Source organism: Pseudomonas sp. SMN5 (assembly GCF_052041925.1).
Lineage (GTDB): Bacteria > Pseudomonadota > Gammaproteobacteria > Pseudomonadales > Pseudomonadaceae > Aquipseudomonas.
Window position 1 is genome coordinate 96,964 of record NZ_JBKGGX010000013.1, and the last position, 19,657, is coordinate 116,620.

Annotated in this window: 14 protein-coding genes and 1 other RNA gene; 13 read left to right on the forward strand and 2 right to left on the reverse strand. The window is 56.9% G+C overall.

The features are described from left to right. Positions 1-78: 78 nt before the first annotated feature. Complete coding sequence (locus ACLEJR_RS15110; RefSeq protein WP_440793639.1) at positions 79-846, reverse strand: FCD domain-containing protein; 768 nt, start codon at positions 844-846, stop codon at positions 79-81. Between the two features lie 263 nt (positions 847-1,109). Between ACLEJR_RS15110 and ACLEJR_RS15115 the strand changes: the two genes are divergently transcribed. The 11 genes from ACLEJR_RS15115 to ACLEJR_RS15165 all read left to right on the forward strand — a co-directional run bounded on the left by ACLEJR_RS15115 (position 1,110) and on the right by ACLEJR_RS15165 (position 14,072). Beyond that, complete coding sequence (locus ACLEJR_RS15115; protein WP_440814820.1) at positions 1,110-2,804, forward strand: lactate permease LctP family transporter; 1,695 nt, start codon at positions 1,110-1,112, stop codon at positions 2,802-2,804. 150 nt (positions 2,805-2,954) lie between these two features. Next, positions 2,955-3,779, forward strand: coding sequence for a (Fe-S)-binding protein (locus ACLEJR_RS15120; protein WP_440793635.1), 825 nt, complete (start codon positions 2,955-2,957; stop codon positions 3,777-3,779). Then, positions 3,776-5,233, forward strand: a complete 1,458-nt coding sequence (locus ACLEJR_RS15125; protein WP_440814822.1) for a LutB/LldF family L-lactate oxidation iron-sulfur protein — start codon at positions 3,776-3,778, stop codon at positions 5,231-5,233. The genes ACLEJR_RS15120 and ACLEJR_RS15125 overlap by 4 nt, the downstream gene beginning before the upstream one ends. Then, positions 5,230-5,901, forward strand: coding sequence for a LutC/YkgG family protein (locus tag ACLEJR_RS15130; RefSeq protein WP_440814823.1), 672 nt, complete (start codon positions 5,230-5,232; stop codon positions 5,899-5,901). Before ACLEJR_RS15125 ends, ACLEJR_RS15130 begins: the two co-directional genes overlap by 4 nt. Beyond that, positions 5,898-8,708: an FAD-binding and (Fe-S)-binding domain-containing protein gene (locus ACLEJR_RS15135; protein ID WP_440814825.1), complete on the forward strand. Its 2,811-nt coding sequence runs from the start codon at positions 5,898-5,900 to the stop codon at positions 8,706-8,708. Before ACLEJR_RS15130 ends, ACLEJR_RS15135 begins: the two co-directional genes overlap by 4 nt. Positions 8,709-8,835: 127 nt before the next feature. Next, positions 8,836-9,117 carry a hypothetical protein gene (locus tag ACLEJR_RS15140; RefSeq protein ID WP_440793627.1) on the forward strand — a complete coding sequence of 94 codons (282 nt, stop codon included), beginning with the start codon at positions 8,836-8,838 and terminating at the stop codon, positions 9,115-9,117. Positions 9,118-9,214: 97 nt separating this feature from the next. Further along, positions 9,215-9,611, forward strand: a transfer-messenger RNA (tmRNA) gene (gene ssrA, locus ACLEJR_RS15145). A gap of 187 nt (positions 9,612-9,798) precedes the next feature. Next, positions 9,799-11,055, forward strand: a complete 1,257-nt coding sequence (locus ACLEJR_RS15150; RefSeq protein ID WP_440814826.1) for an integrase domain-containing protein — start codon at positions 9,799-9,801, stop codon at positions 11,053-11,055. A 950-nt stretch (positions 11,056-12,005) separates the two neighbouring features. After that, a complete protein-coding gene (locus ACLEJR_RS15155; RefSeq protein ID WP_243055850.1) occupies positions 12,006-12,986 on the forward strand; it encodes an integrase domain-containing protein in 981 nt (326 codons plus the stop codon). After that, positions 12,983-13,261, forward strand: a complete 279-nt coding sequence (locus ACLEJR_RS15160; RefSeq protein ID WP_243055849.1) for a hypothetical protein — start codon at positions 12,983-12,985, stop codon at positions 13,259-13,261. The genes ACLEJR_RS15155 and ACLEJR_RS15160 overlap by 4 nt, the downstream gene beginning before the upstream one ends. A gap of 211 nt (positions 13,262-13,472) precedes the next feature. Then, positions 13,473-14,072 (forward strand): restriction endonuclease, encoded by a 600-nt coding sequence (locus ACLEJR_RS15165; protein WP_243055848.1) that lies wholly within the window; start codon positions 13,473-13,475, stop codon positions 14,070-14,072. Between the two features lie 344 nt (positions 14,073-14,416). Here ACLEJR_RS15165 and ACLEJR_RS15170 read toward each other — a convergent pair whose 3' ends face one another. Further along, positions 14,417-17,356 carry a DEAD/DEAH box helicase gene (locus tag ACLEJR_RS15170; RefSeq protein WP_440814828.1) on the reverse strand — a complete coding sequence of 980 codons (2,940 nt, stop codon included), beginning with the start codon at positions 17,354-17,356 and terminating at the stop codon, positions 14,417-14,419. Positions 17,357-17,870: 514 nt separating this feature from the next. Between ACLEJR_RS15170 and ACLEJR_RS15175 the strand changes: the two genes are divergently transcribed. Then, complete coding sequence (locus ACLEJR_RS15175) at positions 17,871-18,530, forward strand: hypothetical protein (protein WP_243055845.1); 660 nt, start codon at positions 17,871-17,873, stop codon at positions 18,528-18,530. Next, positions 18,527-19,645, forward strand: coding sequence for a helix-turn-helix domain-containing protein (locus ACLEJR_RS15180; RefSeq protein WP_243055843.1), 1,119 nt, complete (start codon positions 18,527-18,529; stop codon positions 19,643-19,645). The genes ACLEJR_RS15175 and ACLEJR_RS15180 overlap by 4 nt, the downstream gene beginning before the upstream one ends. Positions 19,646-19,657: the final 12 nt, after the last annotated feature.

The window sequence follows — 19,657 nt, forward strand, 5'->3', positions numbered from 1 at the left end:
GATGGCGGTGAGTCAGTAATATTGATTTGACTGGCCCACCGCAATCGCGAGCATGCTCGCTCCCACAGTTTTTTATAGCTACATCCCTTTACGCCGCTCGGCACGCGCCACGCGCTGCACTTCCTGACGCACCTCTTCCAGCACCTCTTGCACATACAGAATATGTCGGCTGGACACTTCCCGCGCCTGTTCGGCATGCCCATCCATGATCGCCTGATACAACTCCCGGTGCTGGCTGATCAGCATGTCGCGGGTTTCGCTGCGTTGCTTGTACATCCCGCCAATGTTGGTGACGACATTACGCTTGAGCAGGTCGAACAAGCCGCGGATGGTGTGCAGCAGCACCGCGTTATGACTGGCCTCGGCAATCGCCAGGTGGAACCGGGCATCGGCCGCCCCCTCCTCCGCACGACTCACCTCTTCATGGCGCGAATAGCAATCCTGCAATTGCTCGAACGCCGCCGTCAGTCGCTCACGATCTACATCCGTGGCGCGCAACGCTGCGTAATAAGCACAGGATGCTTCCAGAGTATGCCGAAACTCCAGCAAGTCGCGTTGCGCCTCGGGATTGCTTTCCAACAGTTGCAGCAAAGGATCGCTGAACGTCGACCCCAGTGACTCCACGACGTAATTGCCACCGCCCTGGCGACTGACCAACAAACCCTTGGCCGTGAGCTTCTGGATCGCCTCTCGCAACGATGGGCGTGACACGCCGAACTGTTCGGCCAGGGTTCGCTCGGCCGGGAGCCGTTCGCCGGATTTCAGCGTGCCCTCAAGGATCATTCCTTCAAGCCGCTCGACAATATCGTCAGACAAACGGCGCTGACGAATCTGATCAAACCCCATAACTCGACTCTCCACCATCCCGACCGCTCGCCGGGCTCTCTATTCTGGCCTATCCGGGCCTTGTCGACACGCATCAAAAGCGGGATCTGCAAACGGATCAGAGACCCTCTGCACCGCTTATTCGACGAAAGTTTTGCGGGCGGCAAATTGACACATCACAACCAAGGCTTTTACCCTAGCCGACAGCGCTTGTAAATTGGTCTTACCAATTAACCAAATACGCTGACCAGTGCCTGACCAACAACAATTAGGGGCCCACCCACATGCAAACCTGGCAACAGCTCTACAGCCCGCTCGGCAGTCTTGGCTTGTCCGCTCTCGCGGCTGTTATTCCCATCGTATTTTTCTTCCTGGCCCTGGCGGTGTTTCGCCTCAAAGGCCATGTGGCCGGCAGCATCACCCTGGCCCTGGCCATTGCCGTGGCAATCTTCGGCTTCAACATGCCCGCCGACATGGCCTTCGCCGCCGCCGGCTATGGCTTCGCCTATGGCCTGTGGCCCATCGCATGGATCATCGTCGCCGCGGTTTTCCTCTACAAACTGACGGTCAAGAGCGGCCAGTTCGAGGTCATCCGCAGCTCGGTGCTGTCGATTACCGATGACCAACGCCTGCAAGTGTTGCTGATCGGCTTTTGCTTCGGTGCATTCCTGGAAGGCGCCGCCGGCTTCGGTGCACCGGTGGCGATTACCGCCGCCCTGTTGGTCGGCCTGGGCTTCAACCCGCTGTATGCCGCAGGCCTGTGTCTGATCGCCAATACCGCGCCAGTGGCATTCGGCGCACTGGGCATCCCGATCATCGTGGCCGGTCAGGTCACCGGGATCGACGCCTTCAAGATCGGCGCCATGACCGGTCGCCAACTGCCGTTGCTGTCGCTGTTCGTACCGTTCTGGCTGGTGTTCATGATGGACGGCCTGCGCGGCGTGCGGGAAACCTGGCCGGCCGCATTGGTAGCGGGCCTGAGCTTCGCCATCACCCAATACTTCACCTCCAACTTCATCGGCCCGGAACTGCCGGACATCACCTCGGCCCTGGCCAGCCTGATCTCGCTGACCCTGTTCTTGAAAGTCTGGCAGCCCAAGCGCGCCGCCGGTGCGCAGATTGCCGGCGCCACTTCCAGCGCAACGATCACCGCCAGCGTCGGCGGTTTCGGCCAACCGCGCAGCACCGTGGCTTCGCCCTACAGCCTGGGGGAGATTTTCAAGGCCTGGTCGCCGTTCCTGATCCTCACCGTGCTGGTGACGATCTGGACCCTGAAACCGTTCAAGGCGATGTTCGCCGCAGGCGGCGCGATGTACGCCTGGGTGTTCAACTTTGCCATCCCGCACCTGGACCAGATGGTGGTCAAGGTCGCGCCGATCGTGGTCAACCCCACGGCCATTCCTGCTGTGTTCAAGCTGGACCCGATTTCCGCCACCGGTACGGCGATTTTCTTTTCGGCGCTGATCTCGATGCTGGTGCTGAAAATCAACCTCAAGACTGGTCTTACCACTTTCAAAGAAACCTTTTTCGAGCTGCGGTGGCCGATCCTTTCCATCGGCATGGTGTTGGCGTTCGCCTTCGTCACCAACTATTCGGGCATGTCCTCGACCATGGCTCTGGTGCTGGCCGGCACCGGCGCAGCGTTCCCGTTTTTCTCGCCGTTCCTGGGTTGGCTGGGGGTATTCCTGACCGGTTCCGATACGTCGTCCAACGCCCTGTTCAGCTCGCTGCAAGCCACCACCGCACACCAGATCGGCGTCAACGACACTTTGCTCGTCGCGGCGAATACCAGCGGTGGCGTAACCGGCAAGATGATTTCACCGCAATCGATCGCCGTGGCCTGTGCGGCGACCGGGCTGGTGGGCAAGGAATCGGATCTGTTCCGTTTCACCCTCAAACACAGCCTATTCTTTGCAACGATCGTCGGCCTGATCACCTTGGCCCAGGCCTACTGGTTCACTGGCATGCTGGTGCACTGAGTCCTACAAGAAATACCGAAAGAACCGACGCCGATCCCTGCATCGGCGTTCGCTATCGATTACCGGGTCTGCAAGGCTGCTGAAAGATTTGCTCTTTATATTCAGCGGCCTCAGCGGACGGATAACCGGGACCACCCGGAGACACGCCTGATGAGCGAGCTTTTTTACAACGCCGTGCCGAACGCGACCCGAGTCGCGCCACCATTGCCCGAGCCTCGGCAGTACCCCAGCGAGAAACCGCCACGGGTCTACCTGTTCGGCACCTGCGTGGTGGACCTGTTCTACCCCGAAGCCGGGATGGATGCGATCCGTCTGCTGGAGCGTGAGGGGATCCGGGTGGATTACCCGCAAGGGCAAAGTTGCTGCGGCCAACCGGCCTACACCTCGGGGTACACCGAACAGGCGCGGACGGTGGCGCGAGCGCAACTGGCCTTGTTTGCCGATGATTATCCGGTGGTGGTTCCGTCGGGCTCCTGCGCCGGGATGCTGCGTGAGCATTACGCCGATCTGTTCAAGGATGAGCCCGAAACGCTCAAGCAAGTCCAGGCCCTGGCGGCCCGGACCTATGAACTGGCCGAGTTCCTGCTGTTTGTCTGCAAGGTGCGGTTGAACGACAGTGGCGCGCCGGTAAAGGTCGCCCTGCACACGTCGTGTTCGGCACGGCGTGAAATGAACACCCACCTGCATGGCCGCGCCCTGTTGGCGCAGTTGGGCAATGTGGAACGTGTCGAGCATAGCCATGAAAGCGAATGCTGTGGCTTTGGTGGGACATTCAGCGTGCGCATGCCGGATATTTCCGGCGCGATGGTGGCCGACAAGACCCGGGCGCTGAAGGAATCCGGCGCGCATCAGGTTATCAGTGCCGACTGCGGCTGCCTGATGAACATCAACGGCGCGCTGGAAAAACAGCAGGAGGCGCTGCGCGGCCAGCATCTGGCAAGCTTCCTCTGGCAGCGTACCGGAGGTGTCGCATGAGCACGCCCACGCTGATTCCGGCCGTAGAGGTACAAGAGGATTTTCGCGCCCGAGCCCACAAGGCCCTGGACGACACGCAACTGCGAAACAACTTTCGCAGTGCGATGGATTCACTGATGACCAAACGGGCAACGTCCTTCAGCGATGCCCACGAAAGGGAACACCTGCGGGTGCTCGGCAATGCCGTTCGCGCCCGTGCGTTATCCAAGCTGCCCGACCTGCTCGAGCGACTTGAAACCAACCTGACCCGCAACGGTGTGAAAGTGCACTGGGCGGAGACGGTGGACGAGGCCAATGGCATCGTCCTCTCGATCATCCGCGCTCACGAGGCGCGGCAAGTGATCAAGGGCAAATCGATGGTCAGCGAAGAGATGGAGATGAACCATTTCCTTGAGGCTCGGGACATTGAATGTCTCGAATCCGACATGGGGGAATACATCGTCCAGCTCGATCACGAGAAGCCTTCACACATCATTATGCCGGCGATCCACAAGAATGCCGGCCAGGTCGCGTCCTTGTTCCACGACAAACTCGGCGTGGAGTACACCAAGGACGTCGACCAACTCATTCAGATCGGTCGCAAAGTCTTGCGACAGAAATTCTTCGAGGCTGATGTCGGCGTCTCGGGCGTCAACTTTGCCGTTGCCGAAACCGGCACCCTGTTGCTAGTCGAAAACGAAGGCAACGGGCGGATGTCCACCACCGTGCCGCCCGTACACATCGCCGTGACCGGCATCGAAAAAGTGGTGGAGAACCTGCGCGATGTCGTGCCGCTGCTCTCGCTGCTGACCCGCTCGGCCCTCGGCCAGCCGATTACCACCTACGTCAACATGATCTCCGGACCACGCAAGTCGCACGAGTTGGACGGCCCCCAGGAAGTGCACCTGGTGTTGCTGGATAACGGTCGCAGCCAAGCGTTTGCCGACAGCGAACTGCGCCAGACCCTGAACTGCATTCGTTGCGGCGCCTGTATGAATCATTGCCCGGTCTACACCCGAATCGGCGGTCATGCCTACGGCGAGGTTTACCCGGGGCCTATCGGAAAAATCATCACGCCGCACATGGTTGGCCTGGCCAAGGTACCGGACCATCCCAGCGCCTCTTCGCTCTGCGGCGCCTGCGGTGAAGTGTGCCCGGTGAAGATTCCGATTCCGGCCTTGCTGCGGCGGCTGCGGGAAGAAAACGTCAAGGCGCCGGACAGCCCCCATCAGGTGATGCGCGGCCAGGGCAGCAAGTATTCGTCCAAGGAACGCTTCATCTGGAACACTTGGGCGTGGCTCAACAGCTCGCCGCGGCTGTATCGCCTATTTGGTTTTCTTGCCACACGCCTGCGCGCCCTGACGCCCCGTAACGTCGGCCCATGGACCCAGAACCACAGCGCCCCCAAACCCGCCGCCCGCTCATTGCATGACCTGGCCCGCGAACACCTGGATCAACAGGGAGACCGTCGATGAGCGCCAAGGAAAATATCCTCGCCAAGCTGCGCAAAAGCCTGACAGGCACCACGCCCGTTGCGGATACCTACAACGTCGAGCTGGTGACGCAAACCTATCGCTACGCACCCGAGGAACGCATCCAGCAGTTACGCAAGCTAATGGAGGCGGTGCACACCGAAATCCACCTGACATCCGGCGAAGGCTGGCCGGCGCTATTGGCGCAGCTGCTGCGCGATCGTCAATTGCCAAGCCTGCTCATCGCCCCGACCACGCCCCACGGGAAAAGAATCACACAGTTCTGGGCGAACAATCCGGACCTGCCAACGCTCAAGGCCTACGACCGACCGGTCGAAGAATGGAAAGGCGAACTGTTCAACGACACGCCCGCCAGCCTGACCGGAACCCTCGGCGCCATCGCCGCCACCGGTAGCCTGATTCTCTGGCCGACGCGGGAAGAACCGCGGCTGATGAGCCTGGTCCCGCCGGTGCATTTCGCCTTGCTCAAGGCCAGCGAGATTCGCGACAACTTCTACGAAGTGCAGCAGGAATTCGAATGGGCCCAAGGCATGCCCACCAACGCCCTGCTGGTGTCGGGCCCGTCGAAAACCGCAGACATCGAACAAGTCCTGGCCTACGGCGCCCACGGTCCGAAAGACCTGGTGGTATTAATCCTGGAGGACCAATGACCCTTCCGGCCTCTTTCCTACGCGACGTACGCCAACTGATCCCCCAGAAACGCCTTTTCGACGATCCTCTGTCGACCCTGGCCTTCGGCACCGACGCCAGTTTCTATCGGCTGATTCCGAAACTGGTGGTTCGGGTCGAAAGCGAAGACGAAGTGGTGGCGCTGCTGCAACTCGCCCAGCGCGAGCGGGTGCCCGTCACCTTCCGCGCGGCGGGCACCAGCCTGTCCGGGCAAGCGATCAGCGACTCGGTGCTGATCGTATTGGGGGATAACTGGAACGCTCGGCAGATTCGCGACCAAGGCACACAGATTCGCTTGCAGCCCGGCGTGATCGGCGCCCAGGCCAACGCCTGGCTAGCCCCGTTCGGGCGCAAGATCGGCCCGGACCCAGCCTCGATCAACGCCTGCAAAATCGGCGGCATCGTCGCCAACAACGCCAGCGGCATGTGCTGCGGCACTGCGCAGAACACCTATCACACCCTGGCCGGCATTCGTCTGGTGCTGGCTGACGGGACCCGCCTCGATACCGAGGACGAGGCCAGCGTGACAGCTTTTCGCACCCGCCATGGCGACCTGCTGGAACGCCTGGCGACCCTAGGTCGCGAGACCCGCGCCAACGCCGAACTGGCCGCCCGAATCCGCCACAAATATCGTCTGAAAAATACCACCGGCCTGTCACTCAATGCCCTGGTGGATTTCGACGACCCTGTGGATATCCTGAGCCATCTGCTGGTGGGCTCCGAGGGAACCCTCGGCTTTATCAGTGCGGTGACCTACAACACCGTCATCGACCATCCGAACAAGGCGTCGGCACTGATCGTATTCCCGGATGTGGAAACCTGCTGCAACGCGGTCACCGTGCTGAAAAGCCAGCCGGTATCGGCCGTGGAGTTGCTCGACCGGCGCAGCCTGCGTTCGGTGCAGGACAAGCCGGGCATGCCCGAATTCGTACAACATCTGTCGCCCCATGCCTGCGCCCTGCTGATCGAATCCCGCGCCGCCTCTTCGTCACTCCTACAGGAACAACTGACGCGGATCATGGGTTCGCTGGCCGCGTTCCCAGTGGAAAAACAGGTCGACTTCACCGAAGACCCAAAGGAAAACGCTCGGCTCTGGGCCATCCGCAAGGACACCTTCCCCGCCGTTGGGGCGGTACGCAAAACCGGAACCACGGTCATCATCGAGGACGTAACCTTCCCGGTGGAGCAACTGGCCATTGGCGTGAATCGCCTGATCGAGCTGTTCGACAAACATCACTACGACGAAGCGATCCTTTTCGGACACGCACTGGAAGGCAATCTGCACTTCGTCTTCACCCAAGGCTTCAACAACCCGGATGAAGTCGCACGCTACCAGGCGTTCATGGACGACGTGGCCCAATTGGTGGCGGTGGAGTTCGGTGGCTCGCTGAAAGCCGAACACGGCACCGGACGCAACATGGCGCCGTTCGTCGAGCTGGAATGGGGCCACGATGCCTACCAACTGATGTGGCAACTCAAGCGCCTGCTCGACCCCAACGGCATCCTCAACCCGGACGTGATACTCAGCGAAGATCCGCAGATCCACCTCAAGCACCTCAAACCACTGCCGGCCGCCGATGAGATCGTCGACAAGTGCATCGAGTGCGGGTTCTGCGAGCCGGTGTGCCCCTCCAAGGACCTGACCTTGAGCCCGCGCCAACGCATCGTGATCTGGCGCGACATCCAGGCGAAAAAACGCTCGGGCATCGACACATCGGAACTTGAAGCAGCCTACCAGTACCACGGCATCGACACCTGCGCCGCCACCGGCCTGTGCGCGCAACGCTGCCCGGTCAGCATCAATACCGGCGAGCTGGTGAAAAAACTTCGCAGCCGTGAAGCGAAGAACACGAAAATCGCCAACTGGGCTGAAGGAAATTTCGCCACCGCCCTCCAAGGCGCACGCTTTACCCTACATGTGGCCAACGGCGCACGCATGCTGCTGGGAGCGCCACGCCTGGCAAAACTCTCGGCATCATTGACCCGACTGTCCAAAGGCAAGGTCCCACAGTGGACCAACGCCATGCCGCAACCGGAAAGCGCCATCCGCTTCAGCCCTAGCGCATCGGACGAACGGCCGAGAGTGGTCTACCTGGCCGCGTGCGTCTCCCGCGTCATGGGCCCGGCGGCACAGGACAAGGAGCAGATGTCGCTGTACGACAAAACTCGCGGCCTGCTGGAAAAGGCCGGCTATCAAGTGGTCATCCCAGACAACGTGGACAGCCTCTGCTGCGGCCAGCCATTCGCCTCCAAAGGCTACGCCGAACAGGCCGAACACAAGCGCCAGGAACTGCTCGGTGCACTGCTGCACGCCAGTCGCGGCGGACTCGACCCGATCTACTGCGACACCAGCCCATGCACGTTGCGGCTGGTCCAAGACCTTGGCGATGTGCGTTTGGATTTGTACGACCCGGTGCGCTTCATCCGCACCCACCTGATGGAGCGCCTCGACTTCACACCGCAGGAAGCCCCCATCGCCGTCCATGTTACCTGCAGCACCCAACACCTGGGCGAAAGCCAGGCGCTGATTGACCTGGCGCGCAAATGCAGCAAGCACGTGGTCATCCCCGAAGGCATCCACTGCTGCGGTTTTGCCGGCGACAAAGGCTTCACCACACCGGAGCTGAACGCGCATGCATTACGCACGTTGAAAGATGCGGTCCAACCGTGCAGCGAAGGGATTTCCACCAGCCGCACCTGTGAGATCGGTCTTACGCACCATGGCGAAATCGACTACCACGGACTGGTCTACCTGGTGGATCGGGTGACTCAGGCGAGGCGGATTTAAAGAAAAATAGAACCCTTGAGCGCGACGGCAGTCCACAGAACAAGCCCCGAACGTCGGGGCTTTTCCTCCATTCGGTTGCCCGTCTGACGGCCAACGAAGCCTGGATCCTCAGTTCAAGGAGATACATATGAAACGTTCTGCACTGTTAGGTCTGTTCATTACCGCCTCGATGATGGCCTCCACTTCGTTCGCCGCAGAGAAGCCGGACAGCCTGTGCGAAGCCAATATCCAAACCATCGAGAATGCCAAAACACAATATCAGTCATCACCCGATCTCAATGGCCGTGCGACAGACAGCGTAAGGAGGGCACGGGAGCTCAAAAAAGAAGGAAAAATTGATGACTGCGTTGCTGAAACCCAGCAAACCATCCTCGAAATCAGAAAGGCCACTGACGGCACCAACAAGTGACCGAACGGGCAGGCCAACCTTCGGGTTGGCCTCAGCCGCAGATTGGCGTACACTGCAAACGCCTGTCGCTTCAGCAGATTCACGAAACGACAGGTTCGGGGCCGTTTAGGATTCGACGCCGGTTGCGAAACTTTAGGTGCATGCCGAGTTGGTAACAGAACTCGTAAATCCACTGTTGCAACTTCTATAGTTGCCAATGACGAAACCTACGGCCAGGAATTCGCTATCGCTGCGTAAGCAGCCTTAGATCCTGAGCTTCTGGTACCTTCGGGTCCAGCAATCATTAGGGGATGTCCGTAAACCCAAAGTGATTGTCATATAGAACGGAATCGCCGTGCAGTACGTTGTGGACGAAGCGGCTAAAACTTACACAACTCGCCCAAAGCACCCTGCCCGTCGGGTCGCTGAGGGTTAACTTAATAGACACGGCTACGCATGTAGTACCGACAGCGGAGTACTGGCGGACGGGGGTTCAAATCCCCCCGGCTCCACCAAATGACCAAACAAAGACGTCCACGGACGTCTTTTTTTGTGCCTAAAACCCAGCAAATACGCGGCCTCCAGCGCTTTTGCGGTCTTTTGAGAGTTTTTGAGTTCCAGCCATTCGGGTATTCCAGACGGTATTCCAGTCCGTCCGGTGCTAATCTTTGGAATACCGAATCAGTGCCTGAGGACAATCTCATGCCTGCTCAAAACCTCCGCCTCTCCGATCGACAGCTCAAGGGAGTCAAACCCGCGTCCAAGGATTACGTCCTCACGGATGGTGACGGTTTGCAGCTCCGCGTACGCAGCAACGGCTCATTGCTGTGGAATTTCAATTACCGTGAACCGGTGACCAAGAAGCGCATCAACATCGGCTTCGGGACCTATCCCGAACTGTCACTGGCGAACGCACGAAAGATGGCAGTCGATGCGCGTGAGCTACTCGCGCAGGGCATTGACCCGAAGGTGCAGCGCAATACGCTGAATGAAGCCAAGCGTGCAGAAACGGAACACACCTTTGAGAACGTGGCCACCGCCTGGTTCGAGCTCAAGAAAGACTCGGTGACCCCGGCCTATGCCGAGGACATTTGGCGGTCGCTCACGTTGCACGTGTTCCCCGACTTGAGGACGACACCACTGGTGAAAATCACCGCGCCGATGGTGATCGCATTGCTTCGTCCAATCGAAGCGAAAGGCAGCCTGGAAACGGTCAAGCGTCTCAGCCAGCGGTTAAACGAGATCATGACCTACGGCGTAAACTCCGGCCTGATCTTCGCCAACCCGCTCAGCGGTATCAGGGCAGTATTCAAGAAGCCCAAGAAAGAGAACATGGCAGCGCTTCCGCCCGAAGAGCTCCCCGAGCTTATGCTGGAGATCGCAAACGCCAGCATCAAACGCACCACCCGCTGTCTGATCGAATGGCAGTTGCACACGATGACTCGCCCCGCCGAGGCGGCGACTACTCGCTGGGCAGACATCGACTTTGAAAGGCGTGTCTGGACAATCCCAGCAGAGCGGATGAAAAAGCGCCGCCCACACAGCATCCCGTTGAGTGATCACGCTGTCGCACTGTTGGAGTCATTGAAGACTCATAGCGGCCATCGCGAATACGTCTTCCCGGCAGACAGAAATCCACGCACCCACGCCAATAGCCAGACCGCGAACATGGCGTTGAAACGCATGGGCTTCCAAGATCGCTTGGTCAGCCACGGCATGCGTTCGATGGCCAGCACCATCTTGAATGAACATGGGTGGGACCCGGAGCTCATTGAGGTCGCACTGGCGCATGTCGACAAGGATGAGGTGCGCAGCGCCTACAACCGAGCCGACTACATCGAGCGCCGGCGCCCGATGATGGCTTGGTGGAGTGAGTACATTCAGAAAGCCGCCACCGGCAGCCTGCTTGCCTCAGCATACGGCCAAGTCAGAGACAAAAACGTGGTGCCGATCCGCTAGCGCTGTACAAGCGCAATAACGGCGGCGACAGCAAATGAGCGCTCAAGATTCAGGGCGAGCAGCCTCGCTCATCCGCTTCTCAGCGCGGGTCCATCCAAACAGGGCTGCAAAGCCGCCCTGTTTGGATGGACCTCACTTTGAAGAGCTAAAAGCCACGATGTTGTCCGGGATTTACCACGGAATTCCACCAATGGATAACCGCTTTTCACGTCCCCAAGAGCGCCGAATGTAGGCCCTTGACCGGGTTTATCCACAGGCGTAGAACTGGCCGTGCAAGCGCTGTCGATGACAGCACCCCAGGTGACCCGAACCTTAAAGGTCACGCCGCTCCCGCGGTGGTTCTCCCCAAGGGCGATTCGCATCCGGCAGCTCGCCTGGTCACCTCCCCGGTGATGGATGCCAACTACATATCATGGCCCTCGTGCGCCAGACGACACTTCCTATTGCGCTGCCCTGCAGCAACCTATCCGCTTGGCCGAATATTGCGCCAACCTGTGCCCGTCTCTTTCTCTGGAAAGAGACGGGCACTCCTAACACTGCTGCAGCCCAGATCGCATATGGCTTTGCGGCAATCCCCCTCGTGACAATCGGCGTGACAAACGCCGATGTCACCAGCAACAGCCATGCAGATGATGGTGCCGCAGACCAAGGAATGGACTGCACCTGACTGACAGTCAGGCATGCCCCGGTCATCGCATCGCTGCTTGCTCGTGGCTCAGGATCTCCAGGCGCTGGTCTCGTCAGCCAATGCTGCCTCCACCCGCCCACCGGTAACGGTGCTCAGGAGGCCAGATCATGAGATGCCCTTGCTCCCGGTCGTAAGGAGCCGCCAGTCCAGCGTAGAGGACATTCCCCACAGGTCGCAGGGGCCTTGATCCCTGATAACACTCAGCATTCTTGGCGGGATGACGTGGGGCGAGGATCGGAGATCGGATGATGAGGTGACTGACATGGCATTGGTGGGTAGACGCGATGGTCGTAATTTTGGTTACGGCAGGCAATTGAGCTACGCAGGGCCGCAAGCGTTGAAAGACATGTTCGGTGGCGGTCATTACGGCACGGTCAAAGCACACTGTGATCGGTGGCAGGCATTCGTCAAATGGTGCCGCTCAGAACAGGGGCCGGGTATCAATGATGCGCGGCAGATTGATCGGGAGGTGTTGGCGGACTATGCGGCGTATCTACGCGACGTGGTTAGGCGCGGTGACCTTGCTGTTAGCACCGCACAAAACCGCCTATCCAGCGTTAACAGGACCATGGCGGCGCTTCGCGGTGATCAGTATGTGAAATTGCCAAGTCCGAGCAAGGCGTTGGGTATGCAGCGCACCGGGGTTCGTCAATCGGTGCCGCAGGGACAAGATCGCGAACAGGTTAAACAGATCGTCGATGCGCTTTGCGGCCATCATCAGCTACGAGCCGCTGCGATTGTTCTGTTGGCGCGAGCCATCGGCATGCGCTTGCGTGAGGCCATCTTGGCTGACCTGCCACGGCTTAGCCGTGAGGCTGATGGCCTAGGAAGGCTTAACATTCAGGATGGCACCAAAGGCGGTCGCGCCGGTGCCTCGGCGCCGCGTTGGATTCCGGTAGACGGCCATGTTCGAGATGCACTTGAGTTTGCACGCCAGATTTCGCCTGCGGGTAGCCGAAACTTGATTGCACCAAACGAAAGCTACCTGGATGTATTGCAGAAAATCGTCCGCCCTGCCCGCTGCATCCTCCAGGCGTACAACCTAAAAGGTCTTCACGAATTACGAGCTGCTTATGCTTGTGAGCGCTACGAGCAGATCACCCAACACCTCGCACCAATCAATGGGGGCCAATGTAGCCAGGCAGATAGGAACCTAGCTCGTCAGGCCCGGAGGCAAATCAGCTATGAGCTTGGGCATGGTCGGCTCGACGTGGTTGCTGCCTACATTGGAGGGCGGATATGAGAAAGCCATTCGATATGGAGCTGTTCTTGGCTGGAGTGCTGACGGGTTCGTACGCAACCAGGCAGCGCCATTTACGGCAAGCAAAGCTCATCCAAGCTGAGATATCTGAACGCTGGCAGCTGGAGGCACCTTGGGCTTGGCAGAAAAAACATGTGAATTGGTTTCTTGACCACCGACTAGCTGGGCGATGCGCAGCGACTCGATACTACTACCTGTTGACAGCGCGGCTTCTCGTTCGACGCCTTGAGAAATCATGGACTCTAAATGTGCGATAATTAGCTAATACAGGAATCAGTAGCTAGGCGTTCAATCAGATCCCCTTAATTAACTTCACCAACCGCTAGACATAATGGCAATACAGAACTTTCTTTAACATGCGTCCTTTAGCGGCCATCGCTTGTGAAGCTTTAAGCAAAGAACGCGCTAAGCTAAATGATTCAAGTGAAACTTATCAACCTATATGACCAGCAATAATTGGAAAGCCACATGGACTCTGTAGCAAAAGGAAATGCCCTGGAGAATAAAGTCTTCAATCTTCTACAAAAAGAACTAATCGAAGGACGTCTTGGAATCATTCCTTCTTCCGCAAAAATCTTCCAAAAAAAAGGTTACTACTCCAAAGATCGAGAAAAAGATATTGTAGTAGACATTTCAATTGAGGTATGGCCACCGGAAGCCGAAAATTATGCATTGCTGTGGGTATGCGAATGTAAAAACTACAACCACAGCGTACCAGTCGATGACGTAGAAGAATTCAAAGCAAAGTTAGACCAAATTGCAGGAAAAAACGTAAAAGGCGTTATAGCTACCAGAAATTCATTTCAAAGCGGATCGATTTCTTACGCAAGAAACCAAGGGATCGGATTGGTTAGGGTAATGCCAGACGATCAAGTGTCTTGGCTAATGCATTGTGTTATATCAAGCTCAGCGCCCAGACAAAAAAGCCTTAACCCTCGTGAATTCAACGACGCCCTATCATACGAGGGCTACCAAGCAAAAGAGCGTGCTTTTTTCTCCGCTTACGATGGTTATATTTTTGGAAGCTGGCAAAGTCTGATCAGACATGCACTCAGCGAAACACCTTAGATGATTAACAAAGATCAATACCTCTATGGATAGCTATGGGCGAACTTCGTCCTTGCCGTAACTTATTTTACATTTTAAGTGAGCACAATGGGCTTACAACCCTAGATACCTGGGCGTTCGATCTTTGAGAGAAGGCAGCCCTATCGTGACCGACCGCAATCAAACTATTGTGGATGATCACAACAGAAAAATTTCGGCCAGAAGCGGTCATCGAGCACCTTTAAAATTTAAGACATTTCAGGCTACCGCAAGCCATATATTGGCAAAAGCAAAGTAGGTATGATAAGCGTGGATCATGGCATGACACCAGCGGAAATAGCTGCAATTCCGCTGGTGTAAATCAATCAAGGGCTAACTATGACTCTGATGTCCGAGCCCGATATGCTCTTGATGTATGAGTAACTCGTCCCCAGGACGGCCAGTTGCTCTTTCGACACCTTCTTCGCTGAGATCGCAGGTTGTACGATCACAAACTTGAAGATCAGTTCATGGTCGTGGCATTTATTACGCAGGATCTCCAGCTGCTGGGGCGTGCCCTTCAGGATTCTATCGAAGTCCTTCAGCAGTCCCTGCTGGTAGCGATCCATTAATCGGTTGAAGAACTTATCGGCGGTGTACAGCCATTTTACCGACCTGGACGCCTGCCCGCATACTTCATAGACATCGGCGACGCGCGCTCCCGGGGCAGCCACACCATCCGTCATAGGACAGAATTTGCAGTGATATAGGTCGACGTATATAGCGTCCTGGTTTTCTCGAATGGCCACTAGGTCAGCGATTTCGCCTTTGCCGTCATCGTTGAACACGATTGAGTAATCATCAGCGATCTTATCGAAAGTGAACCCTTGTACTGAATCCTTGCGTTGCTCCGCACGCATGGACTCTTGATGGATTTTCGTCGCTCCCCAGTCCCAGGTTTCGAGCAAACCGGCTGGCAGTTTTACATCCATACTGTTAAGCGAGTACTGACGGTAGTTGCCCTGCACCATGGAGCCGTCGACTCTGAGCAGTACCAGCGGCTCTTCATCCAGGTAAGAATCCAGTGGTACTTCGTGGGGGTAAAGGATCTTCACACCTGGGCAGGAGGTCTTGTACCCATCCACCAGCAATTTGATGGCGATAGTAGTGAGGCGACGCTCTTTGCCATCGTTACCTGCGACCAAGACAGGGATCTCCAGCGTTCGTGCATCGCTATACTCAGGCTTACCAAGCTCGACATCCAGCAGGTTGAAAGTCTCTCCCTGAAAATACAGCGAGATCCTTTGCTCGTTTTCGATCGCGATCGACACAGGCCAGTCGGCGTAGAACAGCCCCTCTGGCCATTTGCCCTTGATTTGGTCGGCACGCATGACATTTTTGAGGACGTCACCAGGGTCGATGGTGTTGTCGTTGAGTTTGACCGCCATCCGCTTGCACCACTCGACCCAGTAGTTGATCGGAGAAGAGTTCATCTCCCAGATCTTGCCCTTGTGCGAGCAGCCCACGGTGGTTCGTTCTCCATCCTCAAAACCAGTGGCGAAGATGTTCGACTTTGTCGCATTGCCTTTCTCGATATCGCTGATCACCTGGTTAATGTCGCGCCCCACATGCATCGTAAACCGCAGGTCTTTCCGGGCGCGGGACAGACCAACGTTCTGCAGCTTCATCAGCTTGATGTCGTGGAGCGTCCGGAACGCCGGCTCACCATTGATGCGCCGAGAGTCTTTGGCCACCAGGTTCAGGAAGCGAGATGCCTGGGTGTCGTCACCCGAGGTATGAATGAAGAGGATTTTCTGCGCTTTGTCGTAGAACGCGATGTACAGATTCCAGCTGGTATCGACGATTTCTTCGGTCTGAGCCCATCCAACCAGCGTCTCTCGCCGAGTCACGGCAATGACGGTATCGGCCTGCTCATTGATCGAAAAGTACTGCAGTGTCTCCTTCCGGCCATCCAGACTCTGTGCCCGCTGCGGTGTCCAGTCTTTGACAGAGAGGTGATACGCCACGGCGCTGATTTTGGGGTTCGGGTTGAGCCCAAAGATTACCTGGGCATCGTCACCGTCAGCGAATTGCTCGGTGAAGTCTGCCTTCTGAATTTCCCGGCTAACCTTTTTCTCACTCACATTGCGAATGACTGCCCCCCAGTCAGCACTCTCCTTATAGAGGTCAGCCATCTGGTGATCGGTCTTCTGGTTAGCGATGTTCGCCACGAACTTGGCATCACCAAGGGCGGCGTCCACACGTGTCAGCCGGCCGATGAACTGGAGCGTCACGGCAGGGCTTTGGTGTTGGTCATGAATGGCAGCAATTTTGAGCTCGGGTAGGTCGAAGCCCTCGCCAAGCATGTCGACGCACACGATGATCCGGTGCTTCTTCTTGATAATCTCAGCCATCACCCTCGCCTGATTCGGCACATTGCTGTGAATCAGTACCGGCGTGAGGTCGGGGTGCTGCTTGTAAATCTCAAACAGGTCTGATGCCCGCTTGTGTGACTTGGCCCGCACCATCATCAGATGGTTATACCCGGCCTTGAGGTCAGCCCTGAGCAGCTCAACAGCTTTGTCTGCGATGGCCTGGTCGGACAGCTTGAGGTTGTATTCTCGTACCGGATGAAACTCGATACCTTTGAAATAGCCGTCAAGCTGCGCATCCCGGAGCGGGTAGTTGTAAATGATCTTACCGGCCAGAGCCAGACCATCTTCCCGGAATGGTGTCGCTGTGAACTGAATACACGGTTTGCCGATGAAGGCGGTTTTGATTCGATTCCAGCTAGCAGCGGCGACGTGATGAGCCTCGTCGATCATCAGGTGGCTGCAAATATTGACCAGCGCACCCAAAGCGGCGTCTTCGAATAGCAGCAGGGCCTGGGGAGTAGCCACAATGATGTTGGCGCTAACCAAATCAGCAACCTGCTCCTCTGACAACTTCGAATCGATGGCCGCAACAATGGGATTTCGCGCAGTGTCCGATACCGCCCCCACGTTACGGAGTGTCTTCATCTCCGTGCACTTACCCACCAACTGCGTTCTGAGGGCGTCCGAGGGAACCAAGATCAACGTTCTTGCCATCCTCGCAGCGATAATCAGCGCGAGCATGGTGTCAGTCTTCCCTGTACCGGTCGGCATGACCACTGTGGCGGTCGAAGAGGGATCAACAACCAGGTGCCCCAGAGTGGCATAAAGCGCAGCCAGTTGAGGCTTGCGCAGCCCAGGTGCGTTGGTCTTTGGATCGTCGAGACTGAAATTGAAGAGATGGCTTTGCCAGCTTTGGTACACATCCAAATGCGTTTTGACTAAATCGTCCATGATGATTACCTGAAGGCAGAAAAGATTTCTGGGGGCAGGGTGGCTATATGATAGCACGCACACTATCGCTCCCATGACCTTAACCACTCAGACATAAGGACAAAACCAATCGAGCCTCGTGCAGGTTTGGTGAATTATAGGTCTCGCTCTTAGCCGAAAGCAGCCAGCCATGAGCGCGGACCTATCCCGATGCAAAAGACTGGCCGGGACCAATTTGCTTTTACACCGCCTTGTAGATGCTTGATAGGCGCCTTGCTCAGTTCTTGAGGCATTAGGACTGCTGGAGGGTTTGGCTACCAACCATGCTGCTCATGTAGGCATTTGCGCGGAGAGTGGCCGGCAGAGCTGTGGGCACGCAACAATCGTCATCAGCATGCATGCCGGCCCGAGCTGTCGTGAGGGAGCCATTCGATTGCTCCATAGCCGCCAGACGGGGCGACAGAATCATACGACTTCCTTTTTTTTCACATCGAATGATGTAGAATAACTGGAAATCTCTTGAGGTCCTCCTCCAATGCTTAGTAATGATTTCGCGTTTCAAGCAATGCCGCCTCAACAGGCGATTCAAGAGCTGTTTGGCATTCTGGAGCAGGATCTGAAGACGACAATGCTGGAGTGTTTCCGCGCCTTTATTAGCGCGAGCCCACTGCACCCCAAGGGGTCCAGTGGGACCATGGCTTGGATTCAGGGTACCCGCACTTTACGTTCCGTGACTCTGCCTCAAGGGTGGGTTTTGGACGATCCAAAAAACCAGCCACGCATCGTTTCTCCGGATGGTAGGCATGCGATAACCGTGATGTGCGGTGACGAAAACACGGGCAACCCCAACAGAACACCCCAGACGCGGAACAAACGAGGTCGGCAGACGACTAACAGTGTCGCGTACAACGCTGGGCAGCAAGACCTCTTTCCTGTGGATCGTGAGGAGCTGCAGCGATTTACCCCAGGAAGTGATTCTCAGCAAACCCTGTGGATCCTGCTGTTTCACGTAGATTTGCCGAACCGGGTTGTGCAATACGAGCTGTCTAGACCAGTCAACATGGGGGAAAACGAAAGAGTTGACGGTTGGGCTCCGCGCTTTATTATGCCGCCGCTTCACATTGACGAATCTAACGACCTTCCTGGCCCGGATTCGAGCCCAGACATTGACATCCCCGTGACTCCGAAAACATGACCGAACTGAGCGATTTCAACCCAAACCGGCTAATCCTCGCGAGACAGCGCCGGGGGCTGACCAAGAAATTGCTCGCCGATCTCTCAGGGCTCAGCAGTAAGCTCGTGACTCTGTATGAAAATGGTACGCAAGAGCCAACCTCTGAAAGCCTTGAACGACTTTCTAATGCCCTGCGATTTCCAATGGCCTTCTTTATGGGCCATGACGTCGATGCGCCCACAGATACGAATGCTAGCTTCCGCTCCTTTTCACGCATGACATCAGGGCAGCGTGACGGGGCTCTGGCTGCCGGAGGTATCGCTTATCTCCTTGCTGACTGGATTGATGTTCGGTTCAACGTTCCCAAGCCAGAGGTGCCTGATTGTTCCGGTATGGATCCTGAGGCCGCTGCCATGGTTGTACGTGCTGAATGGCTGCTGGGCGATAGGCCGATCAAGAATCTGATCCATCTGTTGGAATCTAAGGGCATACGTGTTTTCTCGCTGGCCGAAGAAACCAAGCAGGTCAATGCATTCTCTTGTTGGAGACGTGGCACGACGCCGTTCGTTTTTCTGAATACCCAGAAATCGAGCGAGGCAAGTCGATTCGATGCAGCCCATGAGCTCGGGCACCTGGTTCTTCACCGCCACGGTGAGAACAAAGGCAAGGAGGTTGAGGCCGAGGCCAACGCATTTGCCTCAGCTTTGCTCATGCCTCGTGATAGCATCCTGGCGTATGCAAGTGGTTGTAAATCGACAGCGGGCATACTGAGAGCAAAGAAGTACTGGAATGTCTCCGCTATGGCACTCACTTACCGGCTTCACAAGGTAGGGATATTGACTGAATGGGTGTATCGGGACTTGTGCATTGCGTTCTCGAACATGGGTGCCCGAACTAACGAGATTGACCCGTCACCGCGCGAAACCTCTCAGGTACTTCAAAAAGTACTCAACCATTCCCGAGATAAAGGCACATCTCTTCAAAGCATTGCATCTGATCTGAATGTCAATGCTGAGGATTTGGCCGCAAATCTATTCGGATTGGCTCCGGTCATGGTGTCGCGGCCTGGTGCCCCCCCCCAAATTAGGGCAGGTGGTCGGCCACCTGAGCTGAAGCTGGTCTCTGGTAGTAAATAAGTCCCAGCAGCG

Excerpts from the sequence above, each read along its gene's own strand:
- ACLEJR_RS15135 (WP_440814825.1), top strand. The coding sequence starts at position 5,898 with ATGACCCTTCCGGCCTCTTTCCTACGCGACGTACGCCAACTGATCCCC.
- ACLEJR_RS15165 (WP_243055848.1), top strand. The coding sequence starts at position 13,473 with ATGGACTCTGTAGCAAAAGGAAATGCCCTGGAGAATAAAGTCTTCAAT.
- ACLEJR_RS15120 (WP_440793635.1), top strand. The coding sequence starts at position 2,955 with ATGAGCGAGCTTTTTTACAACGCCGTGCCGAACGCGACCCGAGTCGCG.
- ACLEJR_RS15110 (WP_440793639.1), bottom strand. The coding sequence starts at position 846 with ATGGGGTTTGATCAGATTCGTCAGCGCCGTTTGTCTGACGATATTGTC.
- ACLEJR_RS15115 (WP_440814820.1), top strand. The coding sequence starts at position 1,110 with ATGCAAACCTGGCAACAGCTCTACAGCCCGCTCGGCAGTCTTGGCTTG.
- ACLEJR_RS15140 (WP_440793627.1), top strand. The coding sequence starts at position 8,836 with ATGAAACGTTCTGCACTGTTAGGTCTGTTCATTACCGCCTCGATGATG.
- ACLEJR_RS15130 (WP_440814823.1), top strand. The coding sequence starts at position 5,230 with ATGAGCGCCAAGGAAAATATCCTCGCCAAGCTGCGCAAAAGCCTGACA.
- ACLEJR_RS15180 (WP_243055843.1), top strand. The coding sequence starts at position 18,527 with ATGACCGAACTGAGCGATTTCAACCCAAACCGGCTAATCCTCGCGAGA.
- ACLEJR_RS15170 (WP_440814828.1), bottom strand. The coding sequence starts at position 17,356 with ATGGACGATTTAGTCAAAACGCATTTGGATGTGTACCAAAGCTGGCAA.
- ACLEJR_RS15160 (WP_243055849.1), top strand. The coding sequence starts at position 12,983 with ATGAGAAAGCCATTCGATATGGAGCTGTTCTTGGCTGGAGTGCTGACG.
- ACLEJR_RS15175 (WP_243055845.1), top strand. The coding sequence starts at position 17,871 with ATGCTTAGTAATGATTTCGCGTTTCAAGCAATGCCGCCTCAACAGGCG.
- ACLEJR_RS15150 (WP_440814826.1), top strand. The coding sequence starts at position 9,799 with ATGCCTGCTCAAAACCTCCGCCTCTCCGATCGACAGCTCAAGGGAGTC.
- ACLEJR_RS15125 (WP_440814822.1), top strand. The coding sequence starts at position 3,776 with ATGAGCACGCCCACGCTGATTCCGGCCGTAGAGGTACAAGAGGATTTT.
- ACLEJR_RS15155 (WP_243055850.1), top strand. The coding sequence starts at position 12,006 with ATGGCATTGGTGGGTAGACGCGATGGTCGTAATTTTGGTTACGGCAGG.